The following is a 23349-nucleotide window of genomic DNA, read 5'->3' on the forward strand; positions in this document are numbered from 1 at the left end:
GTCAAACACTACGTTATTCCGCACCCCATAGCTTAAATAAAACATATTTACATCACGCTCAAATAAAATAACTATAGTTCTACTCTAATTTTTACTTATATTAGAGTATAATGCCTAAATCTTAAAAATCTCAGCTGTTTTAAGATTTAAAAAAAACTTCCAAAACAGCCGCTTACCAATACTCCCAATACAAGCGTCCCTCTCTATAAAGGAAAACTCAATATGCAACACAGCTTCGACCCCTTGTTTATCCGTGGCAAATCTTTGATTCCGATTGTGCAGGGAGGCATGGGCGTAGGTGTCTCCGCATCCAAATTATCCAGTGCAGTCGCCCGCGAAAACGGCGTCGGTACCATCGCCAGCGTGGACTTGCGCCATCTGCATGAAGACTTGTTAGCCGAATCCAAAATCAACCCCACCGAAGAAAAATACTGCAAACTCAACCACATCGCGCTCGACAGGGAAATCCGCAAAGCAAAAGCAGATGCCGAGGGCAAAGGTATTATTGCGGTTAACGTGATGAAAGCCGTTAAAGACCATCAAGCATTGGTGCGTCAGGCTTGCGAATCGGGTGCGGATGCGATTGTCATGGGAGCCGGCTTGCCGCTTGACCTTCCCGAAATGACTGAGGGATACCATAAAGACGTGGCATTGCTGCCTATTCTTTCCGAATCACGCGGCATCAATATCGTCCTTAAACGCTGGATGAAAAAAGGCATTCTTCCCGATGCGATTGTGATCGAACACCCTGCTCACGCTGCCGGGCATTTAGGTGCAATGACCGTAGACGGCCTAAATGACGAAAAATTCGAGTTTAAGCGCGTTATCGAAGAAACCTGCGAAGTTTTTAAAAAACTCGGGCTGGAAAGTGAAAAAATTCCTTTGATATTGGCTGGCGGTATGGCGAACTTTGACAAAATCTGTACCGCACTAAAATCGTGGGGCGCTTCCGCCGTACAAATCGGTACTGCATTCGCCGTTACCCAAGAAGGCGACGCACATTTGAATTTCAAGAAAACGCTGGCCGGCGCGCCTGTTGAGCAAGTCGTTGAATTTATGTCAGTAGCCGGCTTACCCGCCCGCGGTGTACGTACTAAATTTCTAGAAAGCTACATCAAACGCGAAGCAAAACTGCAAGCCAATGCCAAAGCAGACCCACGCCGCTGCACTCAAGGTCTTAATTGTCTCTCCGTGTGCGGCCTGCGCGACGGCTTGGAAAAAGTAGGCCAATTCTGCATCGACATCCAACTGGCCGCAGCATGGCGCGGGGAAGTGGATAAAGGGCTGTTTTTCCGCGGTAAAGACCCCCTACCCTTCGGCAATGCCATTAAGAGTGTACGGGAAACCATTCAATATCTTTTGCAAGGTTCTCTCCCTGAGAAAGCATAAAAAAACATACAAAAATAACCGTCGTGGTTTACACAAACCACGACGTTATTTTTATAACGGCTGAAGCCGTCTGAAAATGAATCACTGCCGATATTTAAATGCGGCTATTGTAATATTGGTATGCTTCATCCATATTATCAAACTGATGCAGTCTTCCGGCCTCCAACACCATGGCATTATCGCAATATTGTTTCATCGCACTCGGGCTGTGCGACACCAAAATTATCGAACGGTCTTTACGCTTTTCAAACAACTCATAGCGGCATTTCTCAGAAAAACGCGAATCGCCTACCGCAATCACTTCATCAATCAGATAACAGTCAAACTCCACCGCAAGCGATAATGCAAAAGCCAGTCGCGCCTTCATACCTGAAGAATAACGTTTTACCGGTTCATACAGATATTGCCCCAGCTCGGAAAATTCTTCCGTAAATGCCTTCACATAATCGATATCGACGTTATAAATCCGACAGATGAAACGCAAATTATCCATACCGGTGAGACTACCTTGAAACGCCCCACTAAACGCCAACGGCCAAGAGATGCTCATCGTGCGTTTAATCTCACCTTCAGTAGGCGGTTCCACACCACTGATCAGGCGTATCAACGTAGATTTACCTGCTCCGTTTCTACCTAAAATACCGATTTTTTCACCTTTTTCCAGTTTGAAATCGATATCTTCAAGCACCATACGCCAACCTTGACGGGTTTGATATTTCTTATACACATGCTCAACGGAAATCATTGCGGTTCTACCCCCTTGCTAAACTTAGCCACCATTGCCAATCCGATAAATAACATGACCAAGTTGCATAATAATAAATACCATGGGTTTTCCAATGTGGTAACCGTATTGCCAAAATATCCCTGTCTGAACATCTCCGTGCCGTGCACCATAGGAATCCACAATATGTATTCTTGCGCTCGATGCGGCAATGTAGAGACAAAAAAGAAAGCCCCTGACAAAGGCAACATGACGAAACTTAAAGTACTCCACAGCTTGCCAAATACATCAAACTTGAACGCAATCGAGCAAATAATTAAGCCTAAACCAAATGCAAACATAGCCATCAGCAACCAAGCAATCAGCATATAAAAAATATCGGCCGGCATCTCTACCCATTTTATTGCAATGAAAACAGCCATAATCACAACTTGCGCGATGGTAGCTCCGGCAATTTCCAATAATACACGGGCCAAAATCGTATCAAGCACCCTTACATTTCTATGATAAAGCAAGCTGGCATTCGCCGAAATCGCGCCCACCGCACGGTTGGAAGCATTACGCCACATCATAGCCATCGGGTAGCCAGTCAACATGAAAGCAACTATATTTAGAGACGAAAATTGATCAGCCCTTACAAACTTCCAAAACATCACAATGATAAAGGTAAATAACAACGGTTCTACAAACAGCCACAAAAAACCAATGTTATTGCGCCCGTAACGGGTAATGATTTCGCGCATCAAAAGCGCAACAACCACCCGTTTTTGAATCGCTAAAGACTCCCGAAAAGTAGTTTCGTGCAACGCTTTCATCAGTTTTTATGCTCTCTTACACTAGCAATCAACAAACTTAAAATACCATACAACATTAAACCAATAAAAAATGTTGCAACAATGTTGTATAAGCGTTGAGGTTTTAATGCCATATCCGGACGACTTGGCTTAGACACAACTTCAAGATAGAGCTGCTTGCGCTCCGCCTCGGCTTTAGCATTTTCCAAAGCAGCAATTGCTGCAGCCAATTGCTTCTCCGCCAACTCATTTTCCAAAAATAAACGCTGATATGCCGCAGCTTGTGCAGTGATAGAATTACTTGAGCCACCTGAAATCATCTGCATTTGCTGTTTGATTTCTCTTTGCAGGCTTTTTTCACGTGCTTTCAAACCGGGAATCTGGGGATTTTCCGGAGTAACCGCTTTTACTTGGTCTAATTGCGTTTGAATAACGATTAACTCATCCTGCAGTTTCGACACCAAATTCATCTGTGCTTCAGATTGGGCTTTTAAGTCAAAAATACCGTTTTTAGTGCGATACACAGCCATTTCTTCAGCCGCGTTTTTAACACGCTCCTCCGCCACAGCAACGTTTTGCTGAGCTTGCTCAATAGTATCTTTACGTGCACGGGCATTCAGCTTATTAATTAACTCCTCTCCCCTGCTGAGCAAAGCTGCATTGATTTGCTGTGACTCTTTGGCGTCAAACGACTCCACCGCCAATGTAGAAATGCCGGATACAGGATCAAAAGCAATGTTGATTTTTTCTTTGTAATATTGATAGAAAGCCTCAGCTGAATCTCGGAAACCAAAACCATTGAAGCGGCTGAATACATCACCTTTCTCTTCATAATAGGCGCGAATAGGAATGGTTTTGCTCAATTCTCCTAAAGCTGTGCGCGAACCCATATACTCACGAACAGTATAAGTATCGTCTTGCGAGCGGGTAAATCCTGCACTCTGTAATAAAGCACCCAAACCACCGGTCGAAGCTTGATTATGAGGGGAACGCACCACAAAACTAGATTCAGACGTATATTGATCTGCAGCCCATCCTGAAAAATAAATCAATGAGCATACTGTGGGAATAATAATCGCAGCCCAAGCCAATGGTCCGGGCTTAGCTATTCCAATTTGCTTTTTCTTGTGTTTCCTATTTATATCATGCTGAGGATTATTTTTACTTTCCTGTTTTAATTCAGCTTTTTCCTGAACACTTTCTGTATCTGTATTTTTTTCAGACATCTTTAATTTGTACTTTCTATTCGCTATCAATTAGCTATATTGTTAATACTGTTTACACCACTTACCACTGGAGAAAACACAAACTGCAAGAACTTCTGCATTTCAGCCAGCGGAGCATTGGCCACATACACAATGTCTTTATCCTTCATAGGAAATTTCTGTAACCAAAACAACGAATTTGCATCCAGAAGATTCATTCTGTAAACAGTTGGCACTTCCATTGAAATATCATAGCCTTTGGCCAACCACTTTTCTTTCTCTTCTTGAGGCAGCAACTCTAAAGGCTGATATCGAAACACAAAAATACCCTTAGGATTGGCACGCCGATCCAACAAACCGCCGGAAGCGCCAATCGCCTCGCCTAAATTCATACCCTTGGCCGAAAAGGAGATTTGCTGGTTTTTACCAAGTGCCCCCAATGCAGTGAAACTGAGAGGCTTCGAAAGCAAAGTGATCACATCACCCGGCTGCAAAACAACATTTTGCGCCGGTTGGGCCGTAATCGTTTCCAAAGCAACCGTACGAACCATGTTTCCACGGGTCATCTGTACCGATATATCTTGTACCCCACTATCCGTTCCGCCAATAGCAGCTACCGCATCTAAAACACGCTCGCGATGGCCGGTTAAAGGCATTCTGATACTGCGCCCGGCTCGAATTACCGTAGCATTGCTGGAGTTATTTTGCACAACCCTCACCATGGCCTGCGGCTGGTTCGCCATTTTTTTCAGACGGCCTACAATCTCTTTTTGTATCCGCACCGGAGTTTTTCCACTAACCGGCACATTCCCTAAAAAGGGCACCGAAACCATGCCCTGAGTATCCACAATCTGCGGAGGCAAGCTGACTGTTTGAGCAGAACCCGAACCCACTGAATTCAAAGCCCCACCAAAAAGTACAGCCGGAGCCGCTTCCCACAGAGTGATTTCGAGCACGTCTCCTGCTCCCACTGCATCGGCAAAACGTGCATTGCCCACACCAAAATCAAGAAATGACTGCTGTTGTGCCAATGAGTAAAAAGAGGACAGTACACTCTCATCAATATCGACTACAGCAACATCAGGCACAGTTACCTGCACCTGATGATTTTTTAAATTTATAACCTCAATTTGATTCGGCCCTGATGTTGGCAAATTACCACAACCATTCAAAGCTACTGATATAAAAATAACGCCCACGGCCTTATATATAACCATTACCCGATTCCCATCTCAAGAATTAATTAAAAATAATTTAATTAATTCAATATATTATAAAATAAAAATGCATTTTTTAATTATGCAATACAAATATAAAATTTATTTAATTCCATGATGTTTACAACCAATCTGTAAGAATAGGATAAATTTTACAATATTTCTTTAACAAAATAATAACAAATTACACTATAATTCAAGACTTAGTCAAATAAGACAAAGTCTTACTCATTATTCTAACGGAAAATATTCATTATGGAAGAAAAACTATCAGTTGGTAACATCTCTTCAATCCCCTCTAACTTACCCACTTTCAAATTGCCATATTCGCATAACAATAATGAGAATAAGGTAGTCTCAAAAATGCCGAGACTATTGGTTGTTTTTGGGACAAGACCTGAGGCTATTAAAATGGCTCCGTTAGTTGATGGCTTAAAAAAAAGAAAAATCGATTTTCGAGTGTGCGTAACTGGACAACATCGCCAAATGCTTGATCAAGTCTTGGATTTATTTGAGATCACTCCTCACTATGATTTAGACATTATGAACAGTAAACAAACTTTGTCTACTGTGACATCAGCCATTCTTCAGAAAATACAACCTGTTATCGAAGATTACAAACCAACTGTTATTTGCGTTCATGGTGACACAGCCACAACATTGGCAACATCTTTAGCCGCTTACTACAACCAAATCGATATTGCCCACATTGAAGCCGGATTAAGAACCAGCAATATCTATTCACCCTGGCCGGAAGAAGGCAATCGTAAAATTACCGCCGCGGTAGCTAAATATCACTTTGCACCTACTGAAAGCACAAAAAACAACCTGCTTCAAGAAGGAGTGTCTGCCCAAAACATTTATGTAACGGGCAACACCGTTATCGACGCTTTATTTTTAGCTTGCCAAAAAATCGAAAGCAAAAAAGAACTTCTAGAAAAATACGAGAATGAATTTTCTTATTTAAAAAATAAGAAAATCGTATTGATTACGGGACACCGCCGAGAAAACTTCGGAAACGGCTTTGAAAATATTTGCCAAGCGATATCAGAATTAGCCGCTCAAAATCCTAACGTAGAGTTCGTATATCCTGTCCATCTCAACCCAAGTGTACGCGAACCCGTAAACCGTTTACTGGCAGGCAAATCCAATATCCATTTGATCGAACCTTTAGATTATCTGAGCTTCGTTTACTTAATGAAAATGTCTTACGTCATCCTAACCGATTCAGGTGGCATTCAGGAAGAAGCCCCTTCTCTAGGCAAACCTGTGCTGGTGATGCGAGACACAACAGAGCGCCCTGAAGCAGTAGAAGCAGGAACAGTAAAACTGGTAGGCACTTCTCAACAAACCATTATTGAACAAGTAAATTTGTTACTTAACAACCAACGTGAGTATGAAAAAATGGCGGGAGCACACAACCCATACGGAGATGGCACAGCCGTAGACAGGATTCTCGCTATCTTTACCAACGAACAAATAAACCAACAACTTGCCATTTAGTAAACCGGCTTCTACAAAAGCCTATACCTTGAAATTTTCAAAGAGGAAAACGTCATGTCAAAATTTGAGACCATTTCAGTAATCGGATTAGGATATATCGGCCTTCCCACCGCTGCAGCTTTTGCGCAACAAGGGGTTAATGTAATCGGCGTAGATGTTAACCAACGCGCTGTAGACACAATTAATCAAGGCAAAATTCATATTGTAGAGCCGGATTTAGATATTGCCGTACACGAGTGCGTAACAAAAGGAACATTAAAAGCAACAATGGTTCCGGAACCTGCAGATGCTTTTTTAATCGCCGTTCCAACTCCATTTAAAGGCTCAAATTACGAACCCGACCTCAGCTATATTGAAGCAGCCAGCAAAGCCATTGCTCCGGTACTGAAAAAAGGCGATCTCGTTATTCTCGAATCAACGTCCCCAGTGGGAGCAACAGAGCAAATGTCCGAATGGCTGGCAGAAGCCCGTCCTGATTTAAGCTTCCCTCAACAAGCCGGAGAAAACTCAGATATCCGCGTCGCTCATTGCCCCGAAAGAGTGCTACCAGGCCAAGTAATGCGAGAACTCATCGAAAATGACCGTATCATTGGCGGCATTACACCCAAATGCTCTGAACAGGCCGTTTCCTTATATAAAATTTTTGTCAAAGGCGATTGCATCATTACCAATGCCCGCACTGCAGAGATGTGCAAGCTCACCGAAAATTCTTTCAGAGACGTTAACATTGCTTTTGCCAATGAGCTTTCTATTATTTGCGATAAGCTAGACATCAATGTATGGGAATTGATTAACCTTGCCAACCGACATCCCCGTGTCAATATTTTACAACCGGGATGTGGCGTAGGCGGACACTGTATTGCCGTTGATCCATGGTTTATTGTCAATAAAACACCTGATTTAGCTAAATTGATTCACATGGCTCGCTTAGTGAATGATGGAAAACCCGAATGGGTCATCAATAAAGTAAACGATGCCGTGATTGAAGCCTTGCAAAAAAATCCTAATAAAACCCTAGGGGACATTAAAATTGCCTGCTTAGGTCTAGCATTTAAGCCTGATATTGATGACTTGCGTGAAAGCCCTGCGTTAAAAATCACCGAACAACTTGCAGAAAAATATCCAAATCAAATTACAGCTGTTGAACCAAACATTGAAGCGTTGCCAGAACAATTAGCCACTATAAATATTAAACTTTCATCTTTACAACAAGCTTTAGAAGCTGCAGATGTGTTGGTAGTGCTGGTTGATCATAAAGAGTTTAAAGAAATCCAGGCGGTCTCAATAAATGCGGTTTTAGTGGATACCAAAGGTATTTGGTAATCTCCCTTACTTCTTAGCATGCAAAAGCGATGTTCTATACTTAAGAATATTGCTTTAAGTCATATTAAATTTAGATTTAAAACAAAGATATGAATATATTGATTTTTGGTAGCTGTGTAACAAGAGATGCTTTTACCTTTGATAAGGCGGATGCATTTAAACTCGTTCGATATTTTGCACGCAGCTCGTTGGCAACCGCATTTAACTCTGTCAAAGTTGAAGATAGTTACACAGAACAATTGAAATCACCATTTCAACGAAAAATTGTACATGCTGATTTTTGCAAAGAGTTTACCAATGAGCTTGTCGATAAACAATATGATTATCTGATTTTAGATTTTATAGACGACAGATATGATTTATTTAAATTTTCCGATGGTGGTAAGGTTTTATTGACTGCTGAATTAAAACAAACCGACTTTCTTAAAAGAAACCAAGACAAAGGCCGAATTGTTTCCGGTTGGTCAGAAGAATGGTTTCAAGAATGGCAAAAGGGCTGCTTGCAATTTATTAAAAAAGCTCAAGAACACAACTTATTGCCAAAAATCTTACTCAACAAAGTATATTGGACCCCCCAACTTACCAACGGGGAAATATTTTATGACGAAACGAAAGTGATACAAGCGAACAACTTCCTTGAGCGACAGTATGGCTTTATTGAGAAGTTTTTAAACCACAATAATACCTTAAATTATACCTCTGATGTACTTTATGCGAATAAAGGACACATGTGGGGACTAAGTCCATTTCATTATATAGACGAGCTTTACCTGCTTATGCTAGATCAACTGAAAGATGACTCATTGCGCGCAGAAATCCGCAATGAGCGTATTTCAGCATCAAGCGGAGTAGAAGTTGTAGCGAATACATTAACCAATCAACCTCTTTCAAATATGAAACAAAGTTTTTCAAACGAGCTTCATACCATTAAAGAGCAGTTATCCTACATCCGTAAAAATTCCCGCCAGCAATTGCAGCTAACTCAACAATTGCAGGATAAAAGCACTCAATATGAGCAAACCATTCATGAACTGACTAAAAATCTGGAAAAGGTAAAAGCAGAGTTGAATGCAGCAAACCAAAAAATTCAACAAACCAAACAACAGTTAGAAAATACGCTTTCGTTTAAGCTAGGTTACACCTTAATTCATTCAACCAAATCATTTGGCAATTTTATCTCCTTACCAGGTGATTTAATTAAGTTAATGAGCTATGCCAAATCCAAAAAAGAAAATAAAAACTTACCTTCCATAAAAAAAGCTGTTAAATCAAACTCTTTCCCTAAAGTTGACAGTCAATTTAAAAAGCAGTACGGCATTAGGTTTATTTCAATTTTGGATGAAATATCTCATACCTCGTTTGAAAGTGAATTTCAGCTTTTCCAATTGAACAAAACCACCTTTGAAGCACAAATCAAAGGCTCTTCATCTTCGGGCTTTTTAATTGAAAGCTGCTGGAAAGGCAATTTTGGTGCTTGGGAATACGCCTTTACTTCTCCCAACTTGCAACACCAAAACGCCCAAAATTTATTGAAAGCCTTAGATATCGCAAAAGAACGTAACTTCCCAATAGTCTTTTGGAATAAAGAAGATCCAATGCACTACGAGAAGTTTTTACCCATTGCATCAAAATGTGATGTGATATTCACAACCGACAGCAATAAGGTCAAAGATTATCAACGCGATGTACCGAATGCCAAAGTGGATACTCTGCTTTTTGCTGCCAATATCAACATCTGCAACCCTGCCAACCGTTTCCGTAAAGAGCATGAAAATATCTGCTTTGCCGGATCTTATTACGGTGTAGGCCATGACGATCGCAAAAAACAAATGGATGCCTTATTGCCTACTATTATCAAATTTCAAGGAGCCATTTACGACCGAATGTCTCAAACCGGCAACGAACGTTATGCCTATCCTCGTAAATACCGTAAATTTATACGTCCGGCTGTTCCATTCAGAGAAATTGTAGATATTTACAAACAGTTTAAAATCTTTTTGAATGTAAATACCATCACTGATTCTCCAACAATGATGTCCCGTCGTGTTTATGAATTGCTGGCATGCGGCACCCCAGTGATTTCCACACCATCTATGGCTATTGATGAGCAGTTTAAAGGCATTGTCCAAGTAGCCAAAAATGCCAAAGAAGCTAATAAAATTGCCAAAAGATTGCTGGAAAATGAATGGGAATGGCTAAGGATTTCACATCTTGGCTATCGCGAAATTATGCTCAAGCATACTTATGAGCACCGTGCTGTTCAAATTGCCAATTCATTGGGAAAAAATATTCAGCAGGAGAAACCTTTAGCCAGTATTGTAGTCGCATCAAACCGCCCTCACTTTATCGACAGGATTGTTCAAAACCTTAGCCAACAGGTTTATCCCAATGTAGAAGTTATTGTGATTGCTCAGAAATATACTGATGAGCAATTAGCTGAATTGGAACGTAAACTGAATAATAGCGGAAAAACATTTAAATCCATTCAGATAGTGCGTAACGACTCGGAAGATACATTGGGCAAACGCCTTAATCAGGGAATTTCACTATCAAAAGGCGAATATATTGCCAAGTTTGACGATGATGACTTTTACTTCCCCAGTTACCTACAAGATATGCTCATACCTTTTAAATTTGGCGACTATGGTATTGTGGGTAAAAAAGAAATCTTTATTTATCTAGAGGGTCAAAACAAAACCTTTGTCCGTTACAAAGGACAACGCCATATGGAAACCGATTTTCTAACAGGTGCAACCCTAGTATTTTCAAGAAAAGCCCTAGCACAGCTTTCTTTCGGTGATTTAAATCGGGGAGAAGACTCAAATATTCTCGAGCAAGCCAAAAAATTAAAAATTAAAACATATGTTGCAGACCCGTTTAACTTTGTTGTTTATCGCTCCAAAGAGCTGTCTAACCATACTTGGCAGGTAGAAGATAAATTTTTCACTGATAAGGGTGTATTTATAGGAGAAGGTTTGGCTGAGGATACAGTTAAACTATAGTGACATATATATTCCATGAAATATACATAAATTTATTATTTTATTACTGTGCGACTTAATTAATATGACACAATCAAACCCTTACGAGCCATCTATACATAATTTTCTTTATATTCAACGACCTATTGTCGAAGAAAATACTGTATTTTTTGAATGGAACCTTGATTACGATGAGCAAAAATCAGTAAACAATATATATATTGATTATTGCGATTTGGATATTTCATTGGTTCCATTGCAAGTCCACTATAATACAATTATCGGATTACTTTTAAACAAGTTAAGAAGCTCTGCTATTCCCACTATCGTAGTAACCCAAGATACCATACTAGAAGATATTGCTAAATTTTGGGTGTCTTACCACAACCTGAAAAATGTTTATTTTTCCAATACTGAAAATGCTTTTTTAAGCAAATATCATATTTCTTCTTCGGAAGGTTCTGTCGGTATCTTATATGGCGGAGGGAAAGATTCTTATTGTGCTCTTGATATTTTGAGTAAAAATACCAAAATCAAACAAGTCAATTTAATCTCATTCGTTATCCCTGATACACATGTAAATATTCAGCAGTTGGAAGAACGCAGGGATAATTTGATTCTTAGCCCCATATCCAATCAATACAATATTAATGTTTTTAAAATAAAAACCAATGCCCGTGCTGTTATTAAAGGCTACCATTTAGAATTGTATTTTGCACCTCTTGGCGTATTGGCTTGGTTAAATTTATTTGAATACATTACGTTTAGCTATGAATACTGTCATTACTTTGTTCCTTTGAGCAAAGGTATGGGATTCGGTTTTGAACGCTCTCAGGTAGCCCACATTCAGAATATCAGCAACTTCTATTCATACCTGTTTTCACACCAGCCAGTAACCATCTTTAATGCCAACCAGCATCTATCCGAGCTTTCCGGTTTTGGCTATTTGTCAAAAAATAATGCCGATTTTTATAAAACGCTCGTAATGTGTGAGTCTACTGTTGATGTCAACCAAAAATGGTGCTGCTCCTGTACCAAATGTGCAGAATTTGTTTTATTTTCGGAGTTTTATAATTTAGGACAATCCGATATTGATATAAATTGGTTTTTCAGTGAATCTTCATGGATAAACAAAGTCATTGACGAATTAAAACAATCGGAGAAAAAAGGTCCTTTCTTCAAAGGATTAACTTTTACACTTCATTTTGATTCATTCAAATTTGTGATTACCAAATTGAAAGACAGAGGCTTTGCTTTCCAAAACCGCAAAGCACAAAACAACTTTGATTTATTGGTTGAGCATTATTACGATAGGAGTATTCGCTCTGAAGATTGCTTTTATACCGACATATTAAATCAGGTTTATCCACCAAGCCTAAAGCAAGAAACATTTGCCCTGCTTAAGGCTGTATTGCCTGATTCGTTGGCTCCCAACAAAAAATCTTCAGGAATGGGCACACTTAGCTTTAACGCTGATTTACAGCCGGAAATTTACCAAGGCAACGTTAAAATTTCATCGGCTGATTTTTATACCGCATTAACGAATAAAAACCGGTTTCCCAAGCTCAATAACGACCCGTTGAATGCTTATATACAAAATTATAAAGTTAAAACTTTAGGTACTTTAGCTAAAGCCAATTTATCCGTTGACGTTCATGCTTCTTACTGCGATGTGTGGATTGATAAAAACCCTCCAATGAAAGACGAAGGATATGAAATATCATTAACAATACCGGTAGCCAAATCATTTAATTACTGTAGATTCAGGATAGAAATACCCCATCTAAGTGCCGAATTGGATAGCAGGTTTTCTTTTTCTGTAACTGTAAACGGTAAAACCAAGCCGGTTTCTTTGGCTGAACATAGAAATGTAATTTGCCAATTTGCGATAGAGAATGCCGGCAAAACAAACGGCTTTATTTCCATTCAGTTTTCAGTACAGGCAGTGCGGAATTTAGAGCCGTGGAGATGGGGTGCTGCGAGCAGGATAATATTGAGTGATATAAAGTTATATGAAACCCAAATATTATTAGATTATGAACATGATAAATTTATTTGTAACTTAAACTCATAAATTAATGAAAATATATTTAATTAGTGATGGATTAACTCAAAAATCCTTATCACTAGAACAAACTGAAATCAGCTTTAATTGGTTTTATCTTAACCATCTCAAACAATCGTTTTTATTGGTTGAATCCGCTTGGCTCGGCTATAAAAATCGGTGGAAATACAAAATCGCATCATATCCTGACGATCCCAACCGTACTAACAAAAAGTTAGTGCAGTTAGTTCAGACGGCCAAAGACAAGGGGATCCCAACTGTTTTTTGGAATAAAGAAGACTCGATTCATTTTGACCGCTTTATTGATTCTGCCAAACATTTCGACCATATTTTTACCGTAGATCAAAATTGCGTAGAACGATATAGAGCAGTTGTGCCATCAGAAACTACGGTTGATGTAGCCATGTTCCCTGTTCAACCTCGAATCCATAATTATCAAGGGTTTAATTTTAAGTATATGACCGCCAATTTTATTGGCAGCTACAGCAAACATATCCATAATAAGCGCAGGGAGCGGCAAGAATTATTGTTTAGAGCAGCTGCCAAAGCAGGTCTGCCAGTAACGATTTTTGATCGAAATTCTGATAGAAAATCAGATAATTACCGCTACCCAGAAGAAGAATTCAGTTTAACGGTACGCCCTGCCGTAGATTATATGCAAACTGCCGATATCTACAGGCAATTTGCCGTATCGCTTAATGTGAATACGATTGAAGATTCTCCAACTATGTTTTCCCGTCGTGTGGTAGAAGTGTTGGCTTGTGGTGGTATTTTAGTTTCGACACCAAGTTTGGCGATGGATAGGTTATTTAAAGATTACTGCCATATTGTTCACTCTGAAGATGAGGCAGTAGCTTTATTTGAGCGTTTAAAACATGGCCCGTCCAAACAAGATTTAGAAATGGCTAAGGCTGGTGCAGATTTTGTGTTGAATCATTTTACATGGCAAAAATTTTTGGAAAAAATCGAAGCAGTGATTGCTTCTAAAAAATAATATGATGCTCTCCAGCTTAGGTTTATATCTACAACATAAGCATTTGCGTGCTTTTTTGCCCTCTAATATTCGATGCAATAATTATTTTGTGTTGTGGGGAAAAAAACATCCCAAACGCAAGTTTGTTGCTCAACATTTATTTAAACTGCCCACTGTTTATTTAGAAGACGGCTTTCTACGCTCAATCGGCCTAGGCGTAACAGGCTGCCCGCCGCTTGCTTTGGTTGTTGACGATTTAGGTATTTACTACGACACCACCCGCACGTCGCGTTTGGAGCAGTTGGTTTTGGCTGCGGACAGCATGCCGTCTGAAATCATTGAAGATGCTAGAAAAGCAATCGGCCTTATCGTTGCAAACAAACTTTCCAAATACAACCATGCACCAATCTTTTCAGACGGCCTCTCTGTCCAAAGGCCGTCTGAAAAAGAAGTTGTGTTGGTTATCGACCAAACTTTCGGCGATATGGCGGTGCAATACGGAGGCGCGGATACAGATACTTTTAAGCGCATGTTTCAGACGGCCTTATCTGAAAATCCCGATGCGGAAATCTGGGTTAAAACCCATCCTGATGTATTGAGCGGTAAAAAACGCGGCTACCTTACCGATCTCTCCACCCATGCGGAAAATGTACGTTTGGTAGCAGAAAACATCAATCCGATTTCCCTTTTGGAGCAAGCAGACAAAGTTTATTGCGTTACTTCTCAAATGGGATTTGAAGCCCTGCTGCTGGGCAAGCCCGTAGTAACTTTCGGGCTACCGTGGTATGCAGGCTGGGGCGTTTCTGACGACCGCCATTCCGGTGTAGCCGGTTTAACCGCACAAAAACGTCGCGCCCCCCGCTCGCTGTTGCAGCTTTTCGCTGCCGCCTATCTGCAATACAGCCGCTACATCAACCCGAACACAGGTAAAACAGGAACGATATTCGATGTTATCGACCATCTTTCCTCTGCCCGCCGCTTAAATGAAAAGCTGCGCGGCAATCTTTACTGCGTCGGCATGTCTTTGTGGAAACAGGCAGTGATCAAGCCGTTTTTCAACGTACCCTCTTGCCGCCTGCACTTCGTTTCGTCCTTCAAAAAACTGGAAAAATCTGTATTGCCACCTGATGCACGGCTTTTGGTTTGGGGAAACGGCAGTCAGGAATCGGCTGATTTTGTGCAAAAACACAATCTGTCCGTACTGCGAATGGAAGACGGTTTCATACGTTCGGTGGGATTAGGCTCCAATCTGGTGCCGCCGCTCTCGCTCGTTATCGACGATCAAGGCATTTACTTCAACGCAGAACAGCCTTCCCGCTTGGAACACATTTTGCAGAGCCGCGAATTTACCGCACAGGATTTTCAGACGGCCTCTTATTTGCAGCAAGCACTTACCGAAGCGGAAATCAGCAAATACAACGTCGGCAACGGCACGCTCGATATTCCGGAGACCGACCGTAAAGTACTGCTGGTGCCCGGTCAGGTAGAAGACGATGCTTCCATCCGCCACGGTTCGCCTGAAATCCGCACTAATTTGGGTTTATTGAAAAAAGTGCGCGAGCTGAATCCCGATGCCTACATCATCTACAAACCCCACCCTGATGTTGTGAGCGGCAACCGCGTCGGCGCAATTCCGCCGGAAGAAACATCACGCTATGCCGACCAAACCGTTACCGAGTGCGACATCCTCACTTGCCTGAAGCATGCGGATGAAGTGCATACCATGACTTCACTGTCCGGATTTGAAGCTTTATTGCGCGGTAAAACCGTACATTGCTACGGCCTGCCGTTTTATGCCGGCTGGGGATTGACTCAAGATTATCTGCACCTGCCGCGCCGCACTCGAAAATTAGCGTTATGGGAACTGGTAGCTGGCACCTTGATTCATTACGCCTGCTATGTCCACCCTGAATCAAAGCACCCAACAAACGCCATCACAGCCATTGATATTCTGTGTGAACAAAAAGCAAAATTACAACACACCGATTTATTTTCCAAACACTTTATTGGCAAGCAATGGGGGAAATTCAAACAAATTTGTTTACTACTAAAATAGAACAAGTGTTATAGTTATAACTATTTTATAAAAAATAATTGAATTATTATCATGGGAATCGTGCACACCAAAAGCAATTTGGAAAATTTGATTTTCCAAAATCAACGCATCCTGCTATTGCAAGGCCCTATCGGGTCTTTCTTTAAAAGTTTCGGCGATTGGCTGCGTTTGAACCATCAAAAAACCGTGTTTAAGCTTAATTTTAACTACGGAGATGAAGTTTATTACCCTCTAAGCACCGGCGATACTTTCGCCTACCGAGATACTTATCAAGCTTTCCCTGATTTTTTAACCCAATTCATCACCGAAAATGAAATCGACGCCATCGTGTGCTTTGGCGATACCCGTCCTTATCATATCGTCGCTAAACAAGTGGTCGAAAAGCTTGGATTAAGCTTTTGGGCATTTGAAGAAGGGTATTTCCGCCCCGCTTACGTTACTTTAGAACAAGATGGCGTTAATGCTTTTTCGCCCATTCCACGTGAAGCTTCTTTTTTCACGGAACAATTCTCTACCCTCAAACAACAAAACTATCAAGATCCTCCTGCAATCAAAGGTGGTTTTGTGCCTATGGCCAAATGTGCCATCCGTTACTATTGGGCAAAGAACAGCAAACACAAACGATATCCCCACTACATCCACCACCGTTGCAGCAGTATCCCGAATTATATCCGTTCGTGGGCGATTTCCGGCGTAAAACGTGCGGCCTATATGTTTAAAGACCGCAAATTCAGTCAAGAAATTCAAAGCGGCAAGTACGGCAAATTTTATATTCTGCCGCTGCAAGTATTTAACGACAGCCAAGTTCGCATACACAGCGACTTTTCTTCGGTTCAAAATTTTTTACTGCATGTATTGGCTTCCTTCGCCACGCATGCACCTGACGGCATCAACCTGATTGTCAAACACCATCCTATGGACAGAGGGTTTACTGATTACCGAAAAACCATTAATCGGTTTATCCGCCAACATCCCAAGCTAAAAGGCCGCGTTTTTTATGTGCATGATGCCCCGCTGCCCGTATTTTTGCGCCACGGCATCGGCATGGTCACGCTGAACAGCACTAGTGGTCTTTCAGCGCTAATCCACGATATGCCGGTGAAAGTGCTCGGACGTGCAAACTACGATATTTCAGGCATCACATTTCAAGGAAGCCTGGCTGAATTTTGGAAAAAGCCGACACCGCCCGCCCCTGACCTGTTTCACGCCTATCGGATGTACCACATCAACACTACGCAGATTAACGGCAGTTTTTACAGCACGGTTAATTTTCCTAAAATCTCCAACAGCGCCCCGCAGAATCATGCCTGTATCGAGAAAACCATGTTGTCCAGCCCTATGCAGACACATTGTCGATTGGAGTCTTTAACCTACGCCCCTATTCATAAAGCCTCTACCCACCATTCGGAAGCCAAAAGTCTACACAGCGTTTCCATCCGCAATATTCACAACGGGCCTAAATAACTTATATTCCATCAAGACCCATTGAGGCCGTCTGAAAGCCAAGTTTTCAGACGGCCTCAATTAGCCTAAAATAGCAGCGGTTTATTTTAGAAAGCTTTCAACATGCAATACCGCATTCCTCAAGAAAACCAAACTTCTCCCGACAATCCCCCGCCCCAAAACAACGCCGAAGGAAATTGGGAACGCAATGTGATGCGCGATGCCTTGCTGGCCTCTTACCAAGAGCAGCGGCGTACCCGTTTTTGGCGCAATATTTGGCGTGCCGTTTGGACATTAATCTTTTTATCCATCGCCGTGCATTCATGCAGCGATTCAGACAGTACCGCTCAATTCACCGCCAAATCCGGCGAACACACCGCTCTGATCACGCTCAACGGTGCTATCGGTGTCGATTATGAAGAAGATCAAGTCGGCATGCTGCGCGACAGTCTCGAAGCGGCTTACAGCAACCCCAATGTAAAAGGCATCATCATCAGTGCCAACAGCCCCGGCGGCTCCCCTGTGGTATCCAATATTGCCTTCAACGAAATCCGTCGCTTGAAGTCAGAGCACAAAGACATTCCGCTGTATGTGGTGGCCGGAGACGTATGCGCCTCAGGCTGCTATTACATCGCCTCGGCAGCCGATAAAATTTATGCCGACCCCACCAGCGTAGTCGGCAGCATCGGCGTGATCGGCGGCGGATTCGACCTCACCGGCTTAATGGACAAACTGGGTGTTAAACGCCGTCTGAAAACCGCCGGCAGCAACAAAGGCATGGGCGACCCCTTCACACCGGAAACGCCTGAACAAGCCAAAATTTGGGAGAACATGCTGGCCGACATCCATCAGGAATTCATCAAAGCCGTCAAACTCGGTCGAGGCAGCCGCTTGAAAGACAAAGAAAACCCCGATGTATTCAGCGGCAGAATCTACACCGGCAACGAAGCCAAGAAAATCGGCCTGATTGACGACCACGGCAGCGTTTACAGCGTATCACGCGATGTGATCAAAGCCCCGATGTTGATCGACTACACTCAGGAAGACAATTTCAGAAAACTGCTCAGCCGCAGCCTGCGTTCGGAAACCTCCGCCTTTTTGGAATCCATTGGCAACCGCATTTGGTAAGAGCATACAAAAGAGGCCGTCTGAATTTTCAGACGGCCTCTTTTACATATCAACAAACAGCCAATTAGACTTTACTACCATTAGCGGCGGCGTTTGTTGCGCTCGTAAATAGGCATCACTTCCGGCAACATTTTGCGGATAGCTTCCATACGGTCTTTATTGGAAGGATGGGTAGAAGCCAACGTCGCCAATGCGCCATGGTTGTGACCACCTTCTTTTTCCATTTTTTCCCATACGGTAATAGCCGCTTGCGGATTGTATCCTGCCTCGGCCATCAAACGCACACCGCCGGCATCAGCCTCTCGCTCTTGGCTGCGCGAGAAAGGCATGTTCACGCCATATTCGCTCAACAAAGCGGAAGACAGATTCACCGTATCGCTGCTCACACCGGTTTTGGCTGCCAATACCGAGCCGCCTACGCCAACCGCAATATTGGTCAACACTTGCTGGCCGATCGCTTTTTTGCTGTGTTCCAATAAAGCATGCGTCATCTCGTGGCCGACTACCGCAGCGATTTCGTCGTCGTTCAATTTCAAACGCTCAACCAAACCGGTGTACATGGCCATTTTACCGCCCGGCATCGCCCAAGCATTCAATTCGTTGGAACGGATCACGCTCATTTCCCATTTAAACGGTACGCCGGTTTGGTTGGCTTTTTCCGCATGCGGTTTCAAGCGGTTAAACACGGCCTGAACGCGGCGCGCGGTTTTGGAAGACGTATCCAATGCCTTTTGGCTGCGCGCCTCATTCATTACCTGCGCATAGTTTTTAGCCGCACCTTCATTCAAGGTTGCACTGTCGTAACCGGCAAAATCCGCCACCGAAGTACAACCCGAAACCGCCAAAACCGCCGCACACAATAAAGCGCTGCCTCGTAATGCAAATTTTGATTTCATATCTACTCCTAAAAGTGTTGTGTTTATGTCGACTTAAAACTTATTTCAAACTTATTTTCAGACGGCCTTCCTGCCAAATCAGAAAGGCCGTCTGAAATCTTTCAACCGCGTTACATTTGAATCGTACCGCGCACCGTGATGCTGATTTCTTCGGTTCCCGGTGTGGTCTGCTCAGGAACATGCGCCGCTTCGGCATCCATCGCTTTCGCGCGCATCATGGCAGGTGCGGCGCCGACCGAACGGTTGCCGATTTGCCCGAAATCCAAACGTACGATTTTGTAATTGCGGAACCCCATGTTTTTGGTCAGCGACGCGGCACGGTCTCTAAAACGCTTCAACGCAGCCTTGCTCACTTCATCTACCGTATCTTCGCGGCTCTGCTTGGATACGCGGAACGTCAGGCTCTCTAAATTGGCTTCGCCGCGCGTGTCTGCAACCAGCTTGTTGACGGCTTCGAAGTTTTTACTTTCCACCTGCAACACAGCCTGCTCTTCCCAGCCGGTTTGGGTTCGCTTGCCTTTATCGGAAAACTCGTAGCGGGGAAAAGCGCTGCGATGCAGTAATTCGGTTTTAAACTCGTTTGATGTTGCCTTGCGGGTAACGTGATTGAGCTTTTTAATAAAGTTCGCACTCACTTCTTCTTGGTTTTTACCTTCTTCATGCACACGCAGGCGGGCGGTTGCAGTGTCGCGCAACACTTCGATACTGGCGCTTTCGGAAAATTCGACAACATTGTAATGGAGCGTTTCCGCAGAAACGGGCAATACGGCTGCCGATAAAGCGGTAAACAGTGCGATAGGCTTCAACATTTTGTATTCCCTATTTAATACATGTTTCAAACATTGTCGGTCTAATTTAGCATAATTTATAGATGTTTTTTGATAAGATATGTGAAGCACATAATATCTAAACTCGCATATTTTAAAAGTTTTATTAATTTTCTTTAATCCATTCAGCAGCTTTTGCGCTTCTTCACAACAAACCTGCATTCATGCACAAAGCATTTTTTACATAAGATTTCAATTCCGCCCCAAAGCCGATACCGATAACACCTAAATTTCAACCGCCTATCTGATGCAAGTGGGTTCATGCAAAGAAAATTTCCGTGCATCTTCCCTATTTTCGGCACATTTGTTAAATTGTTACCTAAATAATCTTGTCGATATTTTCGTAACCGGCAGCAAAGAAAACTCAAGCTTTCCAAACAAATCGGTACAGTAAAATTTGGCACATTTCCGTTTAAGTTCAGGCTGCCGTCTTTCAATTCGGCATGATGTTGTCCATCTCATTTGGAGGCCGTCTGAAAAAACGGTTGTGCGCCTCAACCTCATTTTATTCAGAGCCTTAGCCGACAACAGCCCACAGGAGAAAATCTTCATGAAAGAACCTTTATTAACCATCCGGCCGCGCGAAGCCCTACCCGTCTCCGCCCTGGTTGTCGCGACCATGGGCATTACCATGATTGGCTTTGAATGGGTGCCGCATCTGTCTGTGATTTTGGTATTGTGCGGACTGTTGGTCATGGGCAAATTGAAAGGGCTGTCGTTTAAAGACATGCAGGAAGGCATGGCTTCGGGCGTGATGTCGGGCATTGGCGCTATTTATCTGTTTTTCTTCATCGGCTTACTGGTATCGGCCATGATGATGTCCGGCTCCATCCCTACCTTGATGTATTACGGCTTTGACCTGATTTCACCCGACATCTTTTATCTTTCCGTATTTGTGCTGACTTCGATTGTCGGCATCTCCATCGGCAGCAGCTTAACCACTTGCGCCACGCTGGGCGTCGCCTTTATCGGCATGGGCAGTGCATTCGGTGCCAATCCCGCCATCGTGGCCGGCGCAGTAGTATCGGGAGCATTTTTCGGCGATAAAATGTCGCCGCTTTCCGACACCACCAGCATCGCCGCTTCTATTGTCGGCATCGACTTATTCGAACACATCCGCAACATGATGTTCACCACCGTACCCGCATGGATTCTCACCGCCGCTATTTTGTGGATGCTCTCCGGCGACATCGCCCAAGCGGACTTATCCGGTGTACAAAACTTCCGTACCCAACTTGAAAACACCGGGCTGATTCACGCCTATACCCTGCTGCCCTTCGCCGTTTTACTCGCCTTGGTACTGAAAAAAGTTAACGCCATTTACGCCATCATCACCACCATCATCGTCTCACTCATCATTACCTACATACACAGCAGCCCGAGCATCGGCGAGCTTGGCGGCTATTTCTTCGGCGGCTACAAACCGGCTGAAGGCTTGGATTTGGGCGAAGTGGGCAAACTCGTTTCCCGCGGCGGCATCAACAGCATGTTTTTCACCCAAACCATCGTGATTCTCGCCCTCAGCCTCGGCGGCCTGCTCAACACCCTAGGCATCTTGCCTGCCTTGTTGTCCGGCATCAGCCACTTACTCGTCAATGCCGGCCGCGCCACTTTCTCCGTTGCCGCCACTTCTTTGAGCGTGAACGTCTTAATCGGCGAACAATACCTCAGCCTGCTGCTGGCCGGAAACACATTCAAACCCGTTTACGAACGCCTCGGCCTGCACCCGCGCAACATCGCACGCACGGTTGAAGATGCCGGCACAGTGATCAACCCGCTCGTGCCGTGGAGCGTGTGCGGCGTATTTATCAGCAACGTCTTAGGCGTGCCTGTGCTTGATTACCTGCCTTACGCCTTTTTCTGCTACCTGTGTTTGCTCCTCACGCTGATGTTCGGCTTTACCGGCCTTACCCTGAGTAAAGCTGAAAAATAAGGCCATCTGAATCTGTTTTTTTCAGACGGCCTCAAGCCAAAATCAACCACAAGGCAACACCATTCCAAGCCTTGCTATTTCATCAAATTTCGATAACCACCATACAAAAAAACCGCCGGCAGCCATCTGCATCGGCGGTTTTCTTTACACTTTCTTAAGCCACACCGTAACGCTCACGGTAGGCGCGCACCGGCTCCAGATAAGCACCAAACTCGGTATTGTTTTCCAGCAAAGCCAGCAAGTCTTTCAGGTTGGCAATCGCCACCACCGGCAGGCCGTATTGCTGCTCTACTTCCTGCACGGCCGACTTTTCGCCCGTGCCTTTTTCCATACGGTCGAGCGCGATGGCAACGGCTGCGGGCGTTGCGCCTTCCGCCTCAATCAACTTAACCGATTCGCGCACCGAAGTGCCGGCCGAAATCACGTCGTCGATAATCAACACTCGGCCTTTGAGCGGCGCCCCCACCAACACACCGCCCTCGCCGTGGTCTTTCGCTTCTTTGCGGTTATAGGCAAACGGCACGTTCACGCCCTTTTCAGCCAGCATCATGGCAGTGGCCGCCGCCAAAATAATGCCTTTGTAAGCAGGGCCGAACAGCATATCGAATTCGACTTTGCTCTCGATAATCGCCTGCGCATAGAATTTGGCCAACGCCAAAGTGGACGCGCCGTCGTTAAACAAACCGGCATTAAAAAAATAAGGCGACTGACGGCCTGCTTTGGTGGTGAATTCGCCGAACTTCAAAACGTTTTGCGCTAAGGCGAATTTCAGGAAATCTTGACGGAAATCGGACATTTTTACGGTTCTTTCCAGCGGAAAAATAAAGCCGATTATAGCCCAAGGCGACAAGCTGTAACAGGTTACGCGAAACGAAGCAAAGAGTTCACGGCT

General features: G+C 43.4%; 17 protein-coding genes. 10 read left to right on the forward strand and 7 right to left on the reverse strand.

The genetic code is table 11. The features are described 5' to 3' along the window. The first annotated feature begins 222 nt into the window (after nt 1–222). Nucleotides 223–1389: an NAD(P)H-dependent flavin oxidoreductase gene (locus CKV66_RS11950; protein ID WP_085363487.1), complete on the forward strand. Its 1167-nt coding sequence runs from the start codon at nt 223–225 to the stop codon at nt 1387–1389. A gap of 94 nt (nt 1390–1483) precedes the next feature. On the opposite strand, the gene CKV66_RS11955 is transcribed toward CKV66_RS11950, so the two are convergent. From CKV66_RS11955 to CKV66_RS11970, 4 genes are read right to left on the reverse strand one after another with little or no spacing between them, the layout of a single operon-like run. Next, nucleotides 1484–2134 (reverse strand): ABC transporter ATP-binding protein, encoded by a 651-nt coding sequence (locus tag CKV66_RS11955; RefSeq protein WP_085363486.1) that lies wholly within the window; start codon nt 2132–2134, stop codon nt 1484–1486. Beyond that, nucleotides 2131–2928: an ABC transporter permease gene (locus CKV66_RS11960; RefSeq protein WP_085363485.1), complete on the reverse strand. Its 798-nt coding sequence runs from the start codon at nt 2926–2928 to the stop codon at nt 2131–2133. Before CKV66_RS11960 ends, CKV66_RS11955 begins: the two co-directional genes overlap by 4 nt. Then, nucleotides 2928–4133 (reverse strand): capsule biosynthesis protein, encoded by a 1206-nt coding sequence (locus tag CKV66_RS11965; RefSeq protein ID WP_085363484.1) that lies wholly within the window; start codon nt 4131–4133, stop codon nt 2928–2930. The genes CKV66_RS11960 and CKV66_RS11965 overlap by 1 nt, the downstream gene beginning before the upstream one ends. A 26-nt stretch (nt 4134–4159) precedes the next feature. Further along, nucleotides 4160–5329, reverse strand: coding sequence for a polysaccharide biosynthesis/export family protein (locus tag CKV66_RS11970; RefSeq protein WP_085363483.1), 1170 nt, complete (start codon nt 5327–5329; stop codon nt 4160–4162). A 255-nt stretch (nt 5330–5584) separates the two neighbouring features. Between CKV66_RS11970 and wecB the strand changes: the two genes are divergently transcribed. From wecB to CKV66_RS12010, 8 genes are all read left to right on the forward strand, one after another. After that, complete coding sequence (gene wecB / locus CKV66_RS11975; protein WP_331716165.1) at nt 5585–6832, forward strand: non-hydrolyzing UDP-N-acetylglucosamine 2-epimerase; 1248 nt, start codon at nt 5585–5587, stop codon at nt 6830–6832. Between the two features lie 54 nt (nt 6833–6886). Next, nucleotides 6887–8155 (forward strand): UDP-N-acetyl-D-mannosamine dehydrogenase, encoded by a 1269-nt coding sequence (gene wecC, locus CKV66_RS11980; RefSeq protein ID WP_085363482.1) that lies wholly within the window; start codon nt 6887–6889, stop codon nt 8153–8155. Between the two features lie 89 nt (nt 8156–8244). Then, a complete protein-coding gene (locus tag CKV66_RS11985) occupies nt 8245–11157 on the forward strand; it encodes a DUF6270 domain-containing protein (RefSeq protein ID WP_085363481.1) in 2913 nt (970 codons plus the stop codon). Nucleotides 11158–11221: 64 nt separating this feature from the next. After that, the gene (locus tag CKV66_RS11990) at nt 11222–13210 is read left to right on the forward strand and encodes a hypothetical protein (protein ID WP_085363480.1); all 1989 of its coding nucleotides are present in this window, start codon (nt 11222–11224) and stop codon (nt 13208–13210) included. Between the two features lie 4 nt (nt 13211–13214). Continuing rightward, entirely contained in the window at nt 13215–14195 is a 981-nt protein-coding gene (locus CKV66_RS11995) for a CgeB family protein (RefSeq protein ID WP_085363479.1), read from the forward strand. Between the two features lies 1 nt (nt 14196). Beyond that, nucleotides 14197–16230: a capsular polysaccharide biosynthesis protein gene (locus CKV66_RS12000; protein WP_095197895.1), complete on the forward strand. Its 2034-nt coding sequence runs from the start codon at nt 14197–14199 to the stop codon at nt 16228–16230. A gap of 51 nt (nt 16231–16281) precedes the next feature. After that, complete coding sequence (locus CKV66_RS12005) at nt 16282–17694, forward strand: capsule biosynthesis protein (RefSeq protein ID WP_085363478.1); 1413 nt, start codon at nt 16282–16284, stop codon at nt 17692–17694. Nucleotides 17695–17796: 102 nt separating this feature from the next. Continuing rightward, nucleotides 17797–18801, forward strand: coding sequence for a S49 family peptidase (locus CKV66_RS12010; protein ID WP_085363477.1), 1005 nt, complete (start codon nt 17797–17799; stop codon nt 18799–18801). An 80-nt stretch (nt 18802–18881) separates the two neighbouring features. On the opposite strand, the gene CKV66_RS12015 is transcribed toward CKV66_RS12010, so the two are convergent. Beyond that, the gene (locus tag CKV66_RS12015) at nt 18882–19697 is read right to left on the reverse strand and encodes a M48 family metallopeptidase (protein WP_085363476.1); all 816 of its coding nucleotides are present in this window, start codon (nt 19695–19697) and stop codon (nt 18882–18884) included. A gap of 110 nt (nt 19698–19807) precedes the next feature. Continuing rightward, nucleotides 19808–20506 carry an SIMPL domain-containing protein gene (locus CKV66_RS12020; protein ID WP_085363475.1) on the reverse strand — a complete coding sequence of 233 codons (699 nt, stop codon included), beginning with the start codon at nt 20504–20506 and terminating at the stop codon, nt 19808–19810. A 568-nt stretch (nt 20507–21074) separates the two neighbouring features. On the opposite strand from CKV66_RS12020, the gene nhaC reads away from it, so the two are divergent. After that, entirely contained in the window at nt 21075–22457 is a 1383-nt protein-coding gene (gene nhaC / locus CKV66_RS12025; protein ID WP_085363474.1) for a Na+/H+ antiporter NhaC, read from the forward strand. A 154-nt stretch (nt 22458–22611) separates the two neighbouring features. Here the strand turns inward: nhaC and pyrE are convergent, their stop codons facing one another. Beyond that, the gene (gene pyrE, locus CKV66_RS12030; RefSeq protein ID WP_085363473.1) at nt 22612–23253 is read right to left on the reverse strand and encodes an orotate phosphoribosyltransferase; all 642 of its coding nucleotides are present in this window, start codon (nt 23251–23253) and stop codon (nt 22612–22614) included. Nucleotides 23254–23349: the final 96 nt, after the last annotated feature.

It is taken from the genome of Neisseria zoodegmatis (assembly GCF_900187305.1).
GTDB lineage: Bacteria > Pseudomonadota > Gammaproteobacteria > Burkholderiales > Neisseriaceae > Neisseria > Neisseria zoodegmatis.

Bases quoted from the DNA above. Each gene is read 5' to 3' on its own strand.
- CKV66_RS11950 (WP_085363487.1), top strand. From the start codon at position 223: ATGCAACACAGCTTCGACCCCTTGTTTATCCGTGGCAAATCTTTGATT.
- CKV66_RS11955 (WP_085363486.1), bottom strand. From the start codon at position 2,134: ATGATTTCCGTTGAGCATGTGTATAAGAAATATCAAACCCGTCAAGGT.
- CKV66_RS11960 (WP_085363485.1), bottom strand. From the start codon at position 2,928: ATGAAAGCGTTGCACGAAACTACTTTTCGGGAGTCTTTAGCGATTCAA.
- CKV66_RS11965 (WP_085363484.1), bottom strand. From the start codon at position 4,133: ATGTCTGAAAAAAATACAGATACAGAAAGTGTTCAGGAAAAAGCTGAA.
- CKV66_RS11970 (WP_085363483.1), bottom strand. From the start codon at position 5,329: ATGGTTATATATAAGGCCGTGGGCGTTATTTTTATATCAGTAGCTTTG.
- wecB (WP_331716165.1), top strand. From the start codon at position 5,585: ATGGAAGAAAAACTATCAGTTGGTAACATCTCTTCAATCCCCTCTAAC.
- wecC (WP_085363482.1), top strand. From the start codon at position 6,887: ATGTCAAAATTTGAGACCATTTCAGTAATCGGATTAGGATATATCGGC.
- CKV66_RS11985 (WP_085363481.1), top strand. From the start codon at position 8,245: ATGAATATATTGATTTTTGGTAGCTGTGTAACAAGAGATGCTTTTACC.
- CKV66_RS11990 (WP_085363480.1), top strand. From the start codon at position 11,222: ATGACACAATCAAACCCTTACGAGCCATCTATACATAATTTTCTTTAT.
- CKV66_RS11995 (WP_085363479.1), top strand. From the start codon at position 13,215: ATGAAAATATATTTAATTAGTGATGGATTAACTCAAAAATCCTTATCA.
- CKV66_RS12000 (WP_095197895.1), top strand. From the start codon at position 14,197: ATGATGCTCTCCAGCTTAGGTTTATATCTACAACATAAGCATTTGCGT.
- CKV66_RS12005 (WP_085363478.1), top strand. From the start codon at position 16,282: ATGGGAATCGTGCACACCAAAAGCAATTTGGAAAATTTGATTTTCCAA.
- CKV66_RS12010 (WP_085363477.1), top strand. From the start codon at position 17,797: ATGCAATACCGCATTCCTCAAGAAAACCAAACTTCTCCCGACAATCCC.
- CKV66_RS12015 (WP_085363476.1), bottom strand. From the start codon at position 19,697: ATGAAATCAAAATTTGCATTACGAGGCAGCGCTTTATTGTGTGCGGCG.
- CKV66_RS12020 (WP_085363475.1), bottom strand. From the start codon at position 20,506: ATGTTGAAGCCTATCGCACTGTTTACCGCTTTATCGGCAGCCGTATTG.
- nhaC (WP_085363474.1), top strand. From the start codon at position 21,075: ATGAAAGAACCTTTATTAACCATCCGGCCGCGCGAAGCCCTACCCGTC.
- pyrE (WP_085363473.1), bottom strand. From the start codon at position 23,253: ATGTCCGATTTCCGTCAAGATTTCCTGAAATTCGCCTTAGCGCAAAAC.